The following is a 17699-nucleotide window of genomic DNA, read 5'->3' on the forward strand; positions in this document are numbered from 1 at the left end:
AAATGGAAAAGACTCGAGATGAAAGAGAGATTCAAGGCTGGTTAATTAATGAAATATCCAAGTTAATTGGTGCCGAAAGGAGCTCAATAGGAATTCATAAACCATTTGCTGACTATGGCCTTTCTTCAATCGATGTTGTGTCCTTATCAGGTGCTTTAGAGGAGTTTATTGGCCGCAGGCTATCACCTACTTTGGCGTATGAATACCCCAATATTTATAAGTTAGCAAAACACCTTTCGGGGACTTCTCGATCCGACTCGGTAGATTCTTCTAGGTATAATAATTCAGAAACAGATTCTATTGCCATTATAGGAATGGCTTGTCGATTTCCAGGAGCAAAAACTATAGATGAATTTTGGGAGCTTTTAAAAAATGGGGAAGACAGAATATCAGAAGTGCCTAAAGATCGCTGGAAAAGTGATCAATACTATCATCCGGATCCATCAATGCCAGGAAAGTCTGTTTCTAATTGGGGAGGCTTTATAGACGGTGTGGATCAATTCGATCCTTCTTTTTTTGGAATATCTCCCAAAGAGGCAAAGGATATGGATCCACAGCAGCGACTTTTACTAGAATTGTCATTTGAAGCGTTAGATGATGCAGGGTTAAATATTGAACAGATTTCTGGAACCAATACGGGTGTGTTTGTTGGAGTGTCCGTTAATGAATATAGCCAACTTCAATTGGAAGACCCATTAAAAATTTCAAATCTTTCCGGAACGGGTTCTGCCTTATCCATTGCAGCCAATAGAGTTTCTTATTTCTATGATTTACATGGACCAAGCATGGTAGTTGATACTGCTTGTTCCTCATCTCTTTCTGCATTTCATCTAGCCTGCAAAAGCCTAAGAAGTGGAGAATGTGATATGGCGCTAATCGGAGGAGTGAATCTTATATTTTCGCCAACCCACTCCATTGCATTTACAAAAGCAGGGGTATTGTCTGCTGATGGTAGATGCAAAACCTTTGATAATCGGGCCGATGGTTATGTCCGGGGAGAAGGGGGAGGATTCCTAGTTCTCAAATCCTTGTCGAATGCGTTAGAAAATGGGGATAACATTTATTCGGTTTCCAGGGGGAGTGTCATGTTTCAAGACGGCAGAACCAATGGATTAATGGCTCCAAACAAGGCCTCTCAAGAAAAAATGCTATCAGAGGCTTATATGAAATTAGGCATTGATCCTAAACGTGTTCAATATGTTGAAGCACATGGAACCGGAACTCTTTTAGGAGATTCTATAGAGGCTAACGCCATAGGTAATATTTTAGGGAAAGACAGATTAAAGGGAAAATGCCATATAGGTTCTGTAAAAAGCAATATAGGACATTTGGAGGCAGCTGCTGGTATGGCAGGTTTAATTAAAGTTGCCTTGTGTATAAAGAACAAGTATTTGGTGCCTAGCATAAATTTCAAAGAACCTAATCAATATGTTTCATTTGACAATTTAAACTTGCAAGTTCAAGATAGGTTTTCGCCTTGGCCAGACCCTACCAACTTATTAATTGCAGGAGTAAGTTCATTTGGTTTTGGAGGAACCAACGTTCATGCAGTTTTAGAAGCTGCTGAATCAAGTACTCGCCAAAGAGAGGATCTATTTCAGGAGTCTGGCTCAACTTTTAACGATCTTATTTTTCCAATATCTGGCAGAGATTCAGGAAACCTTTTAGTGCAAGCTAAAGGCATGAGAAATTTTATGAAATCTCAAACAGAATACTCAATGATTGAGGTTTGTCATGCAGCTGGTATCCGAAGAAGCAATGACAATTTTCGATTGGCAGTTTTGGGTGATAACAAAAAGGCGGTTTTATCTTCCTTGGACCATTTTGTAAGGGGTGTCCCGGATCCAAATGTTTTAACCGGAAGACAAACTAATATGTTGCCAAAAGTGGCATTTGTATTCTCAGGTCAGGGAGGCCAATGGTTTAGTATGGGAAAGGAGTTAATAGAATCGGAACCTGTTTTTTACCAATCTATAAAGGAAATTAACACGCTGATTATAGAATTTTATGGTTGGTCCGTCACAGATTTTTTAATGGATAAAACTGAGTTTTCTGAAGTTGAACAAATAAACAAAATTCAGCCAGCCATTTTCGCTATTCAAATTTCTTTAGTAAAACTTTTATCGTCATGGGGGATTTCAGCAGATGCTGTTGTCGGGCATAGTATGGGTGAGGTTGCGGCGGCTTATGTTTCAGGTGCACTTAATTTGGAGGATGCCATTCAAGTTATATGTTCTAGAAGTGAACTGCTTACTTCCCTAGAGGGAAGGGGCTGTATGATGGTTACCGAATTAACTCCGGACGAAGCCTCAAAAGTTTTGATGGGTTATGTAGACGAAATTTCTATTGCGGCCATTAATGGCCCTAAATCAACGGTATTGTCGGGTGACCATACCAAAATGATCGAAATTAAGGCAACCCTTGAAGCTAACAATCTCTATTGTAAATTGGTTAAGGTAAATGTAGCCTCTCATAGTCCTCAAATCGAATTGTTGAAACAAGAAATGATTGAGGGATTAGATGGTATTTATTCCAAAAGATCGCAAATCCCAATTTATTCGACCGTAACTGGTGATCAATCAAAAGAAGGAATATTTGATGCAGTATATTGGTTTGAAAATTTACGCAAACCAGTACTTTTTTCCCAAACCATTAATTCATTGATGCTTAAAGGGCATTCTGTGTTTATTGAAATAGGCCCGCATCCTGTTTTGCTAGGAGCTATTCAACAATCTATTGGAAATAACTCTGACGAAATACATTTATTGCCAACTTTAAAGAGAGAGGAGCCTAAAATAGATACCATCTTAAAGACTGTTGGGGTTCTTTATACTTTAGGGTTTAAAATAAATTGGGATCAATTTTATGGAAAAAAGTGTGCATATGTTAAACTTCCTCCAATTGGATGGAATCATGATCGATATTGGTTAGATCAAAGGACTAATTTAGGTAATACAATTTCTTTTTATGAAAACGGTCATCCGTTATTAGGGGGAGCTTTAAGTCTATCCTATTCTCCTGCCGACAGATTATGGCAAAATGTATTGAACACCGATATTTTACCCTATTTATTAGATCATAAAATTGATGATGAAGTGGTTTTGCCAGCTGCAGCCTACATGGAAATGGCATTTGAGGTGATGCAACAAATGAATCTTTCAGAAACCCATGAATTAACTAACTTCACTTTTATTGAAAGTATGAGATTTCCTGAAGGTAAAAACATAGACCTTCAAGTTGCACTGATACCAAAGGAAAATAATTCATACAATTTTTCGGTCTATAGTAAAAAGGAGAACGAAGCAAATTGGTATTTACACTCAACTGCTACTTTAAGTCCAAATGTTTATGATTCTTTTAAGATTTCCAATATTCAAGATAATCAGTCATTTTGTGATAAAGAACCAGACATAAATTCAAAAGATTTCTATGACAGTATTCATAGAAGAGGATTGCATTATGGGGAATCATTTAAAGGAGTTCAGAAAATTTGGTTTCATTCCAATGGAATTAGAGCTTATGTAAAACTAGGAGAAAGCCAAAAATTTGATGGTAACCACTATCAATTCCATCCAGTATTGTTAGATGCCTGTCTTCAAGTTATTGCAGCTGCAGATAATAATAGTGATAATAATGATAGATATCTACCCTATTCATGTTCTAAATTGGTATTTAAAGGAGGTTTTTCAGATGAGGTTTGGTGTAATGTAACTCTAATAGGGAATAGTAAAACCGAAGACGACACCATAGAGGCTGATATAGCTATTTATGATAATAAAGAGAATTTAGTTGCTTATTTAAAAGGTTTTACCCTTCGTCGGTTTAGAAATTTTAAACCAGATGATATTTTTAAAAATCAAACTTGGTTTTATAAAACGAAATGGGAAAAACAAGACTTGCAGCAAGTGCCTTCGGAACCTCAAAATTCAACCCGATTTTGGTTACTATTTGCGGATAACCAAGGTTATGGCGATAATTTAAAAGAACTGTTGGAGAAACAGGGAGATGAATGCACCATTGTTTATGCAGATGACCTATTAAATAGTTTAAATAGGGATCCCAACAATGGACTTAACACTTTGTTGGAAAGAATAATGCAGGTCTCAAATTCGATTTTGTATGGTATTGTTCATCTTTGGAGTTTGTCTATCCCAGCAATTGAAAATTCAGAGAAATCCTTTATTAAGCTTTATAATTTGGGGTGCAACTCAATAATGAGACTTGTTCAATCTCTATCTGTTCATTATAAGGGCTCCCCCCACTTATGGCTTGTAATTAACGGTGTCCAATCAATTAATTTGGCACATCAAATATCAGTAGAGCAAGCAACTTCTTGGGGATTGGGAAAAGTTATTAGTTTCGAATTTCCTGAGCTAAAGTGTACTAGAATCGATTTAGATCCGAAATCTTCAATTGAAAATGCTGTTGTTCAGTTAGGGAAACATCTTTATATAGAAACTAATGAGGATCAAATTGCTTTTAGGGATGGTAAAGGTTATGTACCGCGATTGGTCCCGGTCGCATTGAAACCAATCCATATCCTTGATAAGAAAATAAAATCTAATGGAACCTATGTAATTACTGGTGGGTTTGGCGCTTTAGGCTTGGAAACAGCCAAATGGTTAATCAATAAAGGGGCTAGGTATTTAGTTCTTTTTTCTAGAAATAAACCAACAGAAAAAACAGTTTTTGAAATTGATGAATTAAGAAAATTGGGAGCTACCATTTCGGTTCAGAGAATTGATGTTTCTAATTTTAATGAAGTACAAAGTCTATTTGGTGAGGTTGCTAAAAAATTACCTCCAATTAAGGGTATTGTTCATGCAGCTGGGGTATTGGATGATGCCTCCATTCTTGATTTAGATGAATCCCAAATGAAAAGGGTGATGAGTCCGAAGGTAGAAGGCACTTGGAATTTACACTACAATTCATTAAATCTCAATCTTGATTTTTTCATAATGTACTCATCGGCAGTTTCTGTTTTAGGATCACCCGGACAAGGTAATTATGCGGCAGGGAGCTCATTCCTTGATGCTATGGCTTATTATCGAAAAAATATGGGATTACCTGCATTAAGTATTAATTGGGGACCTTGGGCTGAAGTGGGTCTTGCTGCACAAGCCTCAGAAAAAATGGAAGAACAAAACATATCTACAGAACATCTTGTTAAAATGATTGAAGTAGATCAAGGCTTTAAGGTCCTGGAAGCCTTAATGGACCAGTCATTTTCTCAAATAACAGCACTACCCTTCGATTTGAAAAATTTACTAGAATTATATCCCTTGGCTGCATCTATGCCTTTCTTTAAAGAGATAAGAGGAGATAATAATTATTCTGCGAAGCTCTATGCAAGACCCAACCTTAGACAGGCCTATGTAGCTCCGCGAAATGAAATAGAACATAAAATGGTGGAATTGTGGCAGCAAACCCTACATATTGATAAAGTTGGGGTTCAGGATTCTTTCTTTGAACTTGGAGGAGATTCGGTCTTGGCGGCACAAATTATATCTTCCGCTCGTAAAACCTATGGCATCGATATAGACCCAAAAGAAGCATTTCAATACTTTACTATTGAGAGAATTTCAGAATTGGTTGAGGTGGAAATTTTAAAACAAATAGAATCAATGAGTGAAGAGGAGGTAAGAAATCACCTCTCTAAGGAAGAATAAAGGCATGAGCAAAAATCTTTCACCAGCCAAAAAAGCGTTGTTTGAAAAATGGGTTAAGGGCAATATGTCTTTGACTTCCCAACCTGAGATTTTGCCTCGGATAAATAAGGATGCTGTTGAGCTTTCTTTCCCTCAACAACGCCAATTATTCCTGGAATTATTGGATAGGAATACAGCTGTAAATAATTTGTCTGTTTTGGTGGAAATGTCTGGAGACATCAATCTGGAGGCATTAAATATCAGCGCCAATAAAATTATAAATCGGCATGAAGTTCTAAGAACACAATTTCAATTAGATGGAGGATTGCCCAAAGCGGTATTGAGAAACGATTTAAGCATCACCATACCTATAATTGAACCCAAAATAAATGAGAATTTACAGGCAAGGGAGACTGTTTTAAAATTGGTTGAAAAGGAAGTATTAATTCCGTTTAATCTAAATCAGGCCCCCCTTATAAGATTAAGGTTATATAAACTTCAAGAGGGGCTGCATCAATTTCTAATTATTATCCATCATACAATAGCCGATGGTTGGTCTTTTGGTGTTTTTCTCAAAGAACTAATGGTATTTTATAAGTCTCATATTAATAAGGAAGTTTGTATTTTGAATGACTTGCCCATTCAGTATTACGACTATACATCTTGGTTAAAGGGCGAGAAAAGAATGAAACTATGGGGCAAGGGCCTTGACTATTGGAAAACTCAACTAGCGGGAGAATTACCCATTCTTGAATTACCAACCGATGCTCTTCGTGGTCCAAGACAATCCTATAATGGAGGTACTTATCACTTTGTAATTAGTGAAAAAATAACCGCAGGGCTGGAATTTTTAAGCAAGACAGAAAATGCTACCCTTTTTATGACCTTGTTGGGGGCTTTTTATGTTGTTCTTCATAGATATAGTAATCAACATGATATCGTCATAGGCACTCCAGTTGCCAATCGTGATCTATTCGAGTTACAAGGGTTAATTGGTGTTTTTATTAATCTTTTGCCATTGAGACTAGACATTAAAGGAAATCCAAATTTTCGGTCTTTGTTAAAAAAGATTAAGCAAGTAGCTACGGAGGGATATTCCCATCAAGATGTGCCATTTGAAAAATTGGTTGAAGAATTAAAGCCAAAAAGAGACCTCAGTCGTACCCCCCTTTTTCAGGTGCTGTTTAATTTGCAAAATTCTCCAAAACCTAAACTAGATATGCCAGGATTGGAGTGTTCATTTATTGACATTGACCGTGGGGTTTCTCAATTCGATTTAATGCTAATGATATCTAAGGAAAATGGGCAATGCCATGCAACGGTAGAATATAATCGCGATTTGTTTGTCCATGAAACTATCCAAAGATTATTTAGGTCATTTCAAAAAATTATCGGAAAAGTTGTTGTTCAACCTGATACCTTAATTTCCCAACTTCCACTTGCCTCAGAAAATGAAATAGAAAGCTTCGTGGCAGAATACACGAATGTGAATAAAAATTGGCCAAAGGATCAATACATGTATCAGCTTTTTGAGAGGATAGCCGGTAACTTTCCAGATACCACCGCTGTCATTTATGGGGAGCAAAATATATCTTATCGCCAACTAAATTCCAGAGCCAATGATATTGGAAAGTATCTTCTTAATCTTGGTGTTAGTGTAGGAACAAGGGTGGTGGTTCTAATGAATCGCAATAGGGATTTAATTGAAACACTATTAGGAATTCATAAAGCAGGAGGGGTGTTTATTCCTGTTCACACCTCATTTCCTAATGATCGGATTAAATTTATATTAAGGGATGCTAATGCACCTATCCTTATCACAAACATTCAATCTTTTACATTAGATAGCGAAGCGAAAGTTGTTTATACCCAAGAAATAGAAACTTCCAATAGTGTTGAAAGCGGCAATCTTAATTTGAATCATGACGCTGATGGATTGGCCTACATTATTTACACCTCTGGATCTACGGGTAAGCCAAAGGGCGTAATGATCAATCATTCATCCTTGACCAACTTCCTTATTTCGATGTATGAAAAACCGGGGATCAATAAAAATGATGTCCTCTTGGCGGTTACTAATATTTCTTTTGATATTTCAATTTTAGAATTGTTTCTCCCGCTTGTGAGTGGCGCTAAGGTGGTGGTCGCTAATGATTCTGTCTTGGACAATTTATTTTTCCTTCAGGATTTAATTGCAAAGCATAATGTGACCATTATGCAGGCCACACCGATATTTTGGCAACTTTTAATTGATTCTGGATGGAAGGGAAAAGATGATTTAAAAATTTTGTGTGGAGGTGATATTTTAACTAAGTCTCTAGCAAGGCAATTAATTAATCGTTCAGCAGAACTTTGGAATATGTATGGACCAACGGAAACCACTATTTGGTCTTCTTTAGCCAAAATTACTCATGAGGATCAAAAAATAAGTATCGGACACCCCGTTTCAAATACTCAACTTTTTATATTAGATCATCAACTTCATCCGCTTCCAATAGGTATTGTAGGAGATCTTTATATTGGGGGAGAGGGATTAGCAAGTGGTTATTTATCCAAGCCGGAGTTAACCTCTGAGAAATTTTTATACAGCCCCTTTATTTCAAATGGGGAGACACGTCTGTACCGAACGGGTGATAAAGCACGTTTTCTAAATAATCGATCCATTCAACTTCTGGGGCGGTCTGATAATCAGGTAAAAATAAATGGTAACCGAATAGAGCTTGGCGAAATAACGGCAGTAATAGAAAAACTTCCTGCTATTTCTCAAGCCATTACAATTCCCTTTAAGCAATCGAATGGAAATTTAAAGCTTGCAGTTTACTATGTTGTTAACCAAAGGATTAGTGTTTCACAAGAAGAACTAAGAAACTGGTTAAAAAAGGAAGTCCCTTCATACATGTTGCCTTCTTATTTGATTGAGCTGGAACAATTCCCGCTTAACAGCAATGGTAAAATTGACAGACAAGCACTTCCAAATCCAGAAATTAACAGAACATCAACTAATTATGTTCCTGCCACCAATGAGGTTGAAAAAGTTTTAATTGAAATATGGAAAAATGCTTTAAATATTGAAACTGTCGGAATTCATGATAATTTTTTCGATCTTGGTGGAGCATCGATTCAAACGATCCAAGTGGTAACCAAGGCAAATATGTTTGGTTATAGCTTACAAATTGAAGATATTTTTGAGTACCAGACTATTAGTGAATTAGCCAATTTTATTCAATCTAAACCTGCAAATGAACGGTAATACCTTAAACGAAATATCTTTTCCGGTTAATAACAGCTCTAATTTTATGAGGGAGTTACGCCTTAATGTAAATAATTATTTTACCAAGAATAATATATCAAAAAAGGCAAATTCAGAAATGATATTTAAAACATTTTTGGTGTTACTCATGTATTTTGTCCCTTATCTGTTTATTATCTTAAATGTTATAACCAATCCGATAGCGATTTTTTTAACTTGGATGGTAATGGCCATTGGGATGACTTCTATATACTTTGTGATTGGCCATGATGCTAACCATGGAAATTATTCTACAAACAGAACAATTAATAAGTTGCTTTCTAATTTAACGATTTTGGTTGGTGGTAGTTCATTGGTTTGGAGAATTCAGCACAACATTTTACACCACGTTTACACAAATATAGAGGAGCATGACGAAGATCTTTATGTGTTACCAATACTTAGATTTTCTCCATTACAAAAAAGGAAGAAACTTCATCGTTATCAAGGTATTTATGCATGGATTCTGTATTGTTTGTTCACACTCTCTTGGACAACAAGGAAAGACTTCATTAAATTAAATGGTTACAAAGCAAAAAAATTAATTAAGACCCAGAACACAACATATACAAAGGCTTTGTTGTTTTTAATCTTCTCCAAAATTATCTACTTTATTTTGTTTTTGATCCTACCAATAATTCTTAACAATCAGCCTTGGACCTTTACTTTAATGTGTTTTATTACAATGCATATGATCTGTGGGTTTCTATTGTCTATAATGTTTCAACTTGCCCATAAGGTTATGGAAGTAAGTATTCATGTGCCTGATGAAGAAGGACAAATAGACACGGATTGGGCCTCACACCAACTAAGGACTACTGCAAATTTTGCGACAAAAAATAGGATTATTTCTTGGTTTACAGGAGGAATTAATTTTCAGATAGAACACCATTTATTTCCAGACATTTGCCATGTCCATTTTCCTGAAATATCTAAAATTGTAAAACGTGTAACAGATAAATACAAATTACCTTATAATGAATTGTCATTTTTGCAGGCAATTAAAAGTCATCAAAAATTTCTAGTTACATTGGGTAATTATGATGATTTATAGGCTTGGGGGCAGGGATTAATAATTCCAATGGGTTATATATGTCCCAAATTTCTCGGACACTTCGGCTTTTTCAATTTCCGGCAATTCATGTCTTAAGGGTTTAAAATCTTTTTGTTTGGCGAGGTACGATTTCATACGGTCCTCAATTTCGGTGAAATCATCAAGATTAAGGGTTTTATAAATGCCTTTCATGGTTGCAAGAGGAGAACTCATCATGTCTAAGTAAGCTACTTCTGCCAATTGTCCTTTTGGAATCATTTCTTTTTCCGCTAGGTATCGGTCCATCATTTGAGAATAGGTGTGAAAAATAATTTCCTTTGTGTCCACTGATTTATAAGAACCAAGAGCATAAATTCTATGCGTCACCTCCCAAAAGCGTTTATTTGAAGAATACACATCATACGGGTTGCGATGGATGAAAATAAACCTGGCTTTTGGATAAATGGAAAGCCATAGTTTAATCCGTGCAGTGTTAGGAGGGCTTTTTAGGATAAGTTGTTTGCCTTTATTAGCGTAGGATATTTTTTTATGGATAAAAACCATATCATTAATCCATGTTGATTTTTCCCTTTCTGAAATATGCTCAAACATTACAAACTTTTGGAAATGCTTCAACATGGATTTAGGGAAAAAGTAACCCCATTGAGATCCCTGGGTATTAAGGCTGGTGGTCATTGTTCCATCTTCTTCCCCCGGATATTTAAAGGACATTGGAATTCGATGAATAGGATCTTTAAGTTTAAACAGTCTACATATAAAATCGAATAAGGGAGACAAAAGCCATTCTGAGCCCAGCATAATTTCAGGCAGTATCATTTGGTAATTTGTGTGATACCCCAAACGATTGTCTTGGCTTAGAAATTCGTGGGTAAAAGAGGTCCCACTTCTATAGAAACCTAGAATAAATATTGGGTCTTTTGCAATTTTATGTTTTGCAACAGATTTATTGAAACCAAGTTCTATCCATCTTAAGGGCTCAAAAACAATCACCTTTAATAACCAGGAAGGGACATTTTTGAGTCCCCTGCCTGAAATTCCGCCATGTTTCCGAACGATACGGAAAAATTGAAAAATGGGAAGGGGAAAGAAGCGATTCATGTATTAAAATTGTCATTTTGTGATTGCTTTTTCATAGATCCCTTATACCTACTTAAGGCATTATTGGGGAAATGTAATAACCTATTAATAATTATCATCTTAAAAGCATTGAAACACTACCGAAACTTACACAAAATGAGTAACTCATACTTGAAAAATAAGGAATTAATCGTTACCATAAAGATTATTTATTAGGTTCAAAGTAGTTCCTTTAATAATCATAAAGTCTATTACATTCAACCATTTACCCTATTTTTATAGATAGGTATAGGTCAAAAAAGATATTATTGAAGGCAATCTTGGATAAAGAAATTAAAAAACTCTACCCATTTAAGAATCGTTATTCTGATATAGGCGGCCATAGGATACATTATATAGATGAAGGAAAAGGAGAGCCTATTTTGTTTTTACATGGAAACCCTTCTTGGTCATTCTATTTTCGAGAATTAATTAAAACTCTTAGTCCAGATTATCGATGTATTGCGCTAGATCATATTGGTATGGGACTATCTGATAAGCCTTTAATATCTAATTACAATTACACTCTTCAACAGCGAGTTAAAGATTTAACGGATTTTATTAATGCTATTAATTTAAATGAAAAGTTCACCCTTGTCGCTCATGATTGGGGTGGTATAATTGGAATGTCTTATGCCCGTCATAATAGAGAAAATATAAAACGACTTGTCCTAATGAATACGGTTGCTTTTCATTTGCCGAAGGAGAAAAAACTTCCCTTTATGCTTAGGATGGCAAGAACCTATTTAGGCCAAATAGCCATACAAGGGTTTAATGCCTTTAATGGGGGCTCAACACGTATTGGGGTAAAACGCAAGAAAATGTCTAGAGAGGTGCGAAGGGGTTATACCGCACCTTATAATTCTTGGAAAAATAGAATTGGGGTTATGCAGTTTATTAAAAACATTCCTGTAAAATTGAGTGATTCTGGCTATGGTTATATCGAAGATGTTCAGAATCATCTTTTTCTTTTTCAAGAAGTTCCTGTTCTATTGATTTGGGGCTTGAAGGATATTGTCTTTGATGAAGACTTGCTTAATAAATGGATTGAATATTTACCACATTCAGAAGTTCATCGCTATCTAGATTGTGGTCATTATGTATTAGAGGATGCTCCGGAAGAGGTCACTAATGACATTATTGATTTTTTGAAGCGTACAAATGGATAGCATAAACATAGTATCGGCAATCTTTAATTATGCCAAAACAAACCCAGATTCTCTAGCTATAGCCGTTCCTAGGAAACCTAACAAAAGAATTCCTGAAGATGGAGAGATTCAATATAGGTGTGTTAGTTATGAAGAATTAGCTTCAAAAATCGAGAACCTGTCTAGAGGATTTATGTCTTTTGGGTTTAAAAAAGGAGATAGGGTAGTTATGATGTTGCCACCCAATATAGATTTTTTTGCTGTCGCTTTTGCCTTAATGAGATGTGGATTAGTGCCTGTACTTATGGACCCAGGAATAGGAATTAGACACTTAAAGAATTCTATAAAAGAATCGCAACCTATTGGATTCATAGGTATTTATAAAGCTCATTTAGCCAGAATTATATTCGGTTGGGGTAAGAAATATATTAAGAAACAAATTGTAATTGGCCCGAAATTAATCTTCGGTAAAAGGTCATATTCTGCGGTAAAACAAATGGGTAAATCCCTGTCTGAACATGAGGATTTTATGATGGGAAATTATCCAATTTCAACCGACGACATAGCTGCCATACTATTTACGAGTGGTTCAACTGGAGAACCAAAAGGGGTTGTGTATACACACGGTAATTTCATGCATCAAATAAAGAATATCCAAAAAACTTTTGGAATGATGGAAGGTGAAATTGATTTGTCAACTTTTCCTCCATTTGCATTGTTTAATCCTACAGTTGGCCTTAGTACAGTTGTTCCTGATATGGACCCAACCAAGCCAGCTAATGTAAACCCAGAGAAAATAATTGCCGCATTAAAACAATTCGGAATTACAACCATGTTTGGTTCACCTGCATTGCTTGATCGAGTTGGGAGATATATACAAAACCGCGACATAAAAATTCCAACGCTTCAACGTGTGATATCTGCTGGTGCCCCAGTGCCTGCAAAAACAATGGTAAGGTTCTCAAAACTACTAATGGAAGGTGTCCAAATTTTCACTCCTTACGGTGCCACGGAAGCAATGCCTATAACTTCCATAAGTAGTGATGTGCTATTATCACCAGACATAAAGAATCGAAGTGTAAGGGGTGGGGGTGTTTGTATTGGCAAACCTGTAGAGGGGATTATTTTAAAAATCATAAAAATTAGTGATGAACCTTTTGAATTTTGGTCAGATGATTTAGAATTAACTGATGGTGAAATTGGTGAAATTACCGTTAAAGGAGAAAGCGTTACTAAGGCTTATTTCAATAAAGAGAAAAGTACAAAATTGGCAAAAATAAAAGATCAAGACGGTTTCTATCACCGAATGGGTGATTTGGCTTATATAGATGGTAGTGGACTCCTTTGGTTTTGTGGGCGTAAATCTCAAAGGGTAAAAATTAAGGATGGCGTTTTGTTTACAATTCCGTGCGAAACTATTTTTAATCAACACCCACAAGTTCATCTAACAGCTTTGGTGGAGGTAAATAATAAAGCTGTGCTTTGTGTGGAATTAGATAAAGAAGTTAGGAATCCTGATGAAGCAAAAATTAAAGAGGAGCTTTCTGAATATGCCAAAAATCAAAAATTAGAAATCAAAACTTTTCTATTTCATCCCTCATTTCCCGTAGATGCAAGGCATAATGCCAAAATAAGACGGGAAAAATTGGCCTTATGGGCATCATCTAAATTGCAATTTTAAAACATGAGAGTTTTTGTCACTGGAGGATCTGGGTTTTTAGGAAAATCAATTATTGATAAACTTTCAAGTGACGGTATTGACGTTCGTTCTTTTTCGAGGAATAAAATTGACATTTTTGAGGAAATGGGTATAACCCATTATTTAGGAGACATTAGGGATTACACTGCTGTTAAAGATGCAATGGATGGGTGCTCTGTCGTAATACATTCCGCAGCAAAAATTGGTATCCAAGGATCTTACAAGGAATTTTATGAAATTAATGTAAAAGGAACTGAAAATGTAATTAGGGCCTGTAATGAGTTGAAAATCCGTTATTTGATTTTTACGAGTTCTTCCAGTGTGGTTTTCTCTGGAAATTCAGAGGGGCAAAATGAAAACCTTCCATATCCAAATAAGTTTGACGCTTTTTATCCCAAAACCAAAGCTATTGCGGAACAGCTGGTATTATCTGCAAATGGTGTAAATATGTTAACTGTGGTATTACGTCCTCATCTTATTTGGGGTCCTGGAGACACTCAGTTTCTACCAAGGTTAATAGAAAGGCATAGGAAAGGTACTCTTCGGCTTATAGGAAGAAGGAAATATTTGGTCGATGTAACCTACGTCGATAACGCTGCCATTGCCCATGTGCAAGTACTTAATACTCTTTTGCACTTCCCTGAAAAAGTTGCGGGGAAGGTTTATTTTATTTCACAAGACGACCCTATCCTTATTCAAGATTTTATAAACGGTCTATTGTGTTGTGCAGGTTTGGAACCAGTTACTAAACGAATAAACCCATTTATTGCAAGGACGATAGGCCATTTAATACAGGGTATTTTTAGAACATTAAAATTAAAATCGGAACCTCCTTTCGATTTGTTTATTGCAAAACAGTTTTCAAGTTCACATTGGTATGATATTTCTGCGGCCAAAAAAGATTTTAATTATAAGCCACAAATCACTACAGAGGAAGGAATGAATCGTCTAAAATCATGGTATAGCAATTAGGCGCTGAAGCAAATTATTGAAGCTTATTCTTTTTAACTTTATTTATTACAGAATCTATAATCCATTTCATAGTGGTCATTTCAGCAATGACGCCAGAAATAAATATTAATACACTAATCCAGCCAAAAATTCTAATAGGCTCAAACTTGCTTAAGGCAAACATGAAAAATCCACATGATAGGAGAAGGCTGGAGGAGAGAACGCTAAAATTCAATTCATCCATGGGCTTTTTCAACCAAAGTTTTCTATAAATAATATGGACTGTGTTGTCATCCAATAGACCAAGACCAATAACTAGGGTAATCACGGATGAAAAAAATAAATCTAAATCAAATAAATACATTATTAAAAATGCTAAAGCTAATGGGAAAAGATTGGGGAAAAGACTAAGCAAAGCCGTTTTGAATGATTTAGTTAATAGCAATAAAACCATGAAAATACCAATTCCGGCGGTTGCCATAGATTTAATCAAGGAGGATGAAATGGCTAAGTTGGCGGAATCATATAATAATTTCCGACTTGAAATGTCTAATTTGTAATCCATAGAAGCGAATTTCTTTAGAACGGAATCCTTGAACTTTTGGGTGTTGTCCACATCGTTAAGTTTTACTTCTATCCGGTAGATATTGGTTTCCTCATTGAAATATGGATTGTTGTTTTCAAGAAGATCATACAAGTTAACCTTAAAGCCCATACGGGTATTTATATAATATGTATTTGTTGCTGACTGAACCGCTGAAACATTGGGCATTTCCTTTATAAACTCTGAAATTTCTTTTACTTGAGCCTTAAATCTTCCCCGATTTTGATTTGCTATAGGTTCTACTAAAATATTTACATTAAAAGGTGAAAAATAGTTGGTTTTAAAGTAATTGTAGTACAATTTTACATTGCTGCCTTCAGGAATTTGGGCTTCAGGATTTGATTGAAACTGTAATTTTGGATAAATAAAAATTGATAGGATAAAAACAATTACAAAAAATCCGGTAATAGGCTTTTTACCTTTTTTCAGAGCTTTAGCTAATGATATTAAATAATAATCCTTGACGCCCTTTTTCGGCTGAAAGGATAAAAGGAAAGGTGCAACTGAAAAAATTAAAAAAAATTCCATTAATAATGCGACTGAAGCTAACAAACCTAATTCTCGGATATTTTCTGATTCTCCAAAAAGATAAAAAGTGAAAAATGCAATTGAGGTTGTCAATGAAGAATAAAAAGAAGGAATATAATACAGTTGCAACACCTGTTTTAGGTTCTCCTCTGTCGATGTGTAGTGAAGCTTTTTATACCCCGCAAGAAGGTGTAATGAATCTGAAAGAGCCAATATCAAAACTACTGGTAATGCAATCATTGAAACTACATTAAAATCTATCTTCATCAAACCATACAGCAGATAGGTGGAACTTAGAGCAATTGACAGAATTGCAAGTATAAAAACGCCTGAAAGGAGTGAGCGAAATGCCATTAATGTGAAGACAAGGAAAAGTATTGAGATAGAAATAAGAATCATTCCTAAATCTTTTTCAATTTGGTGTTTTACCGCCTTTTGTACTTCAAGGTTGCTTAATACCTGAATGCTCAACTGATTAAATTCAGTTTCATTGAGAAGAGAGTTGACAAGATGGCCCACTTCTAAATTTTCCTTGGTTGTAGAAATTGCAATAACAAAACTTCTTTTATCTCGACCTATTAATTGTTTTAATATTGGAATGTCCGAAGCCTTTGCATAAAATTCTGATAAGGCATTTATTTCTTCACGGGAATGAATTTGCAGGTTCTTAAATATTGTAACAGGACTAATAATATTAATATCCGGTTGTCTTTTGATTAGCTTCTCTTGAAATTCATCTATTTCCTTGAATACAACCCTCCGATCATCAGACTTAGGAAATACAATCAAATAAATGTTGTCTGAATGCCCGAAAATGGAGTCTACTCTGCTTATTCTTATATACTCTTCATTATCAGTCGCTTCTAAACCATTGAGGCTTCCACTTACATGAATCGATCTATTGAAAAATAATGAGGTGATAAGTAAGATAAAAAGGATAAAAAAGATCCTAGCCCTATATGAAACCAAACCATTTATCCACTTGGATGTCATTTGTTCGGTGTGGATTTATGTATTCTAGAAACTAGTTTTGATTTCCTTTTTTTTTCTGGAAGTGTTTGAAAGACCCAGTCCCAAAAGGAAGTTAAGACTCCATAAGCTCTATCGGGCTGTTGATAGTGATGAATTAAATGGTATCGCCACCAAAAATTAAATCGTTTTGGTGATGGTAGCGAGTGTACCATATAATGGATCGACATGAAGAAAGTATATCCAATAAAAAAACCTGAATTAAACATATACGATCGAACACCAAGCGTTAAATAAAAAATTAGAACAAAAAATGCGGAGATTAATAAGGCTGGAAGAGGAGAAATTAAAATGCGCCTCTTATCATTTGGGTACATATGATGAGCGCCATGTATGATATATTTGATGCCTTTGGTGGAGTGATTGCCATGTGAATCATGATAAGCATATCTATGGATTAAATATTCCATCAATGTCCAGGTTAAAAAGCCTAAAATGAAAAATAGAATTAACTCAAAATTTCCAAAATTGTATTTGGTAAGGGCGATGTAGGCAGAAATAGAGGAAATGGTTACATATATTAAAAATATAAGGGCCGGATGGGTACGTGTTAATAGCTCCAGATATCTATTTTTAAACAACTCTGGTGATTTAGAATTGGTATAATACATTTGTTTAGTTAATAAGTTAATT

Annotated in this window: 9 protein-coding genes; 6 read left to right on the forward strand and 3 right to left on the reverse strand. The window is 35.4% G+C overall.

All coding sequences use genetic code 11. The features are described 5' to 3' along the window. Nucleotides 1–2 precede the first annotated feature (2 nt). From ISU00_RS06840 to ISU00_RS06850, 3 genes are read left to right on the forward strand one after another with little or no spacing between them, the layout of a single operon-like run. Complete coding sequence (locus ISU00_RS06840) at nt 3–5669, forward strand: type I polyketide synthase (protein ID WP_228853307.1); 5667 nt, start codon at nt 3–5, stop codon at nt 5667–5669. Between the two features lie 4 nt (nt 5670–5673). Continuing rightward, nucleotides 5674–8898: a non-ribosomal peptide synthetase gene (locus ISU00_RS06845; RefSeq protein ID WP_228853308.1), complete on the forward strand. Its 3225-nt coding sequence runs from the start codon at nt 5674–5676 to the stop codon at nt 8896–8898. Continuing rightward, nucleotides 8888–9991: a fatty acid desaturase family protein gene (locus ISU00_RS06850; protein WP_228853309.1), complete on the forward strand. Its 1104-nt coding sequence runs from the start codon at nt 8888–8890 to the stop codon at nt 9989–9991. Before ISU00_RS06845 ends, ISU00_RS06850 begins: the two co-directional genes overlap by 11 nt. Before the next feature lie 15 nt (nt 9992–10006). Here the strand turns inward: ISU00_RS06850 and ISU00_RS06855 are convergent, their stop codons facing one another. Continuing rightward, the gene (locus ISU00_RS06855; protein ID WP_228853310.1) at nt 10007–11089 is read right to left on the reverse strand and encodes a sulfotransferase family protein; all 1083 of its coding nucleotides are present in this window, start codon (nt 11087–11089) and stop codon (nt 10007–10009) included. Nucleotides 11090–11376: 287 nt separating this feature from the next. Here ISU00_RS06855 and ISU00_RS06860 point away from each other — a divergent pair, with 287 nt between their 5' ends. From ISU00_RS06860 to ISU00_RS06870, 3 genes are read left to right on the forward strand one after another with little or no spacing between them, the layout of a single operon-like run. Then, nucleotides 11377–12276 carry an alpha/beta fold hydrolase gene (locus ISU00_RS06860; protein WP_228853311.1) on the forward strand — a complete coding sequence of 300 codons (900 nt, stop codon included), beginning with the start codon at nt 11377–11379 and terminating at the stop codon, nt 12274–12276. Beyond that, nucleotides 12269–13936 carry a fatty acid CoA ligase family protein gene (locus tag ISU00_RS06865; RefSeq protein ID WP_228853312.1) on the forward strand — a complete coding sequence of 556 codons (1668 nt, stop codon included), beginning with the start codon at nt 12269–12271 and terminating at the stop codon, nt 13934–13936. Before ISU00_RS06860 ends, ISU00_RS06865 begins: the two co-directional genes overlap by 8 nt. A 3-nt stretch (nt 13937–13939) precedes the next feature. Beyond that, nucleotides 13940–14926 (forward strand): NAD-dependent epimerase/dehydratase family protein, encoded by a 987-nt coding sequence (locus ISU00_RS06870; protein ID WP_228853313.1) that lies wholly within the window; start codon nt 13940–13942, stop codon nt 14924–14926. Nucleotides 14927–14939: 13 nt separating this feature from the next. On the opposite strand, the gene ISU00_RS06875 is transcribed toward ISU00_RS06870, so the two are convergent. Then, on the reverse strand, nt 14940–17030 hold the full coding sequence (locus ISU00_RS06875) for an RND transporter family protein (RefSeq protein WP_228853314.1): 2091 nt from the start codon (nt 17028–17030) through the stop codon (nt 14940–14942). Continuing rightward, nucleotides 17027–17677 carry a sterol desaturase family protein gene (locus ISU00_RS06880; protein ID WP_228853315.1) on the reverse strand — a complete coding sequence of 217 codons (651 nt, stop codon included), beginning with the start codon at nt 17675–17677 and terminating at the stop codon, nt 17027–17029. Before ISU00_RS06880 ends, ISU00_RS06875 begins: the two co-directional genes overlap by 4 nt. Nucleotides 17678–17699 lie beyond the last annotated feature (22 nt).

This window comes from Aegicerativicinus sediminis (assembly GCF_015476115.1).
GTDB lineage: Bacteria > Bacteroidota > Bacteroidia > Flavobacteriales > Flavobacteriaceae > Aegicerativicinus > Aegicerativicinus sediminis.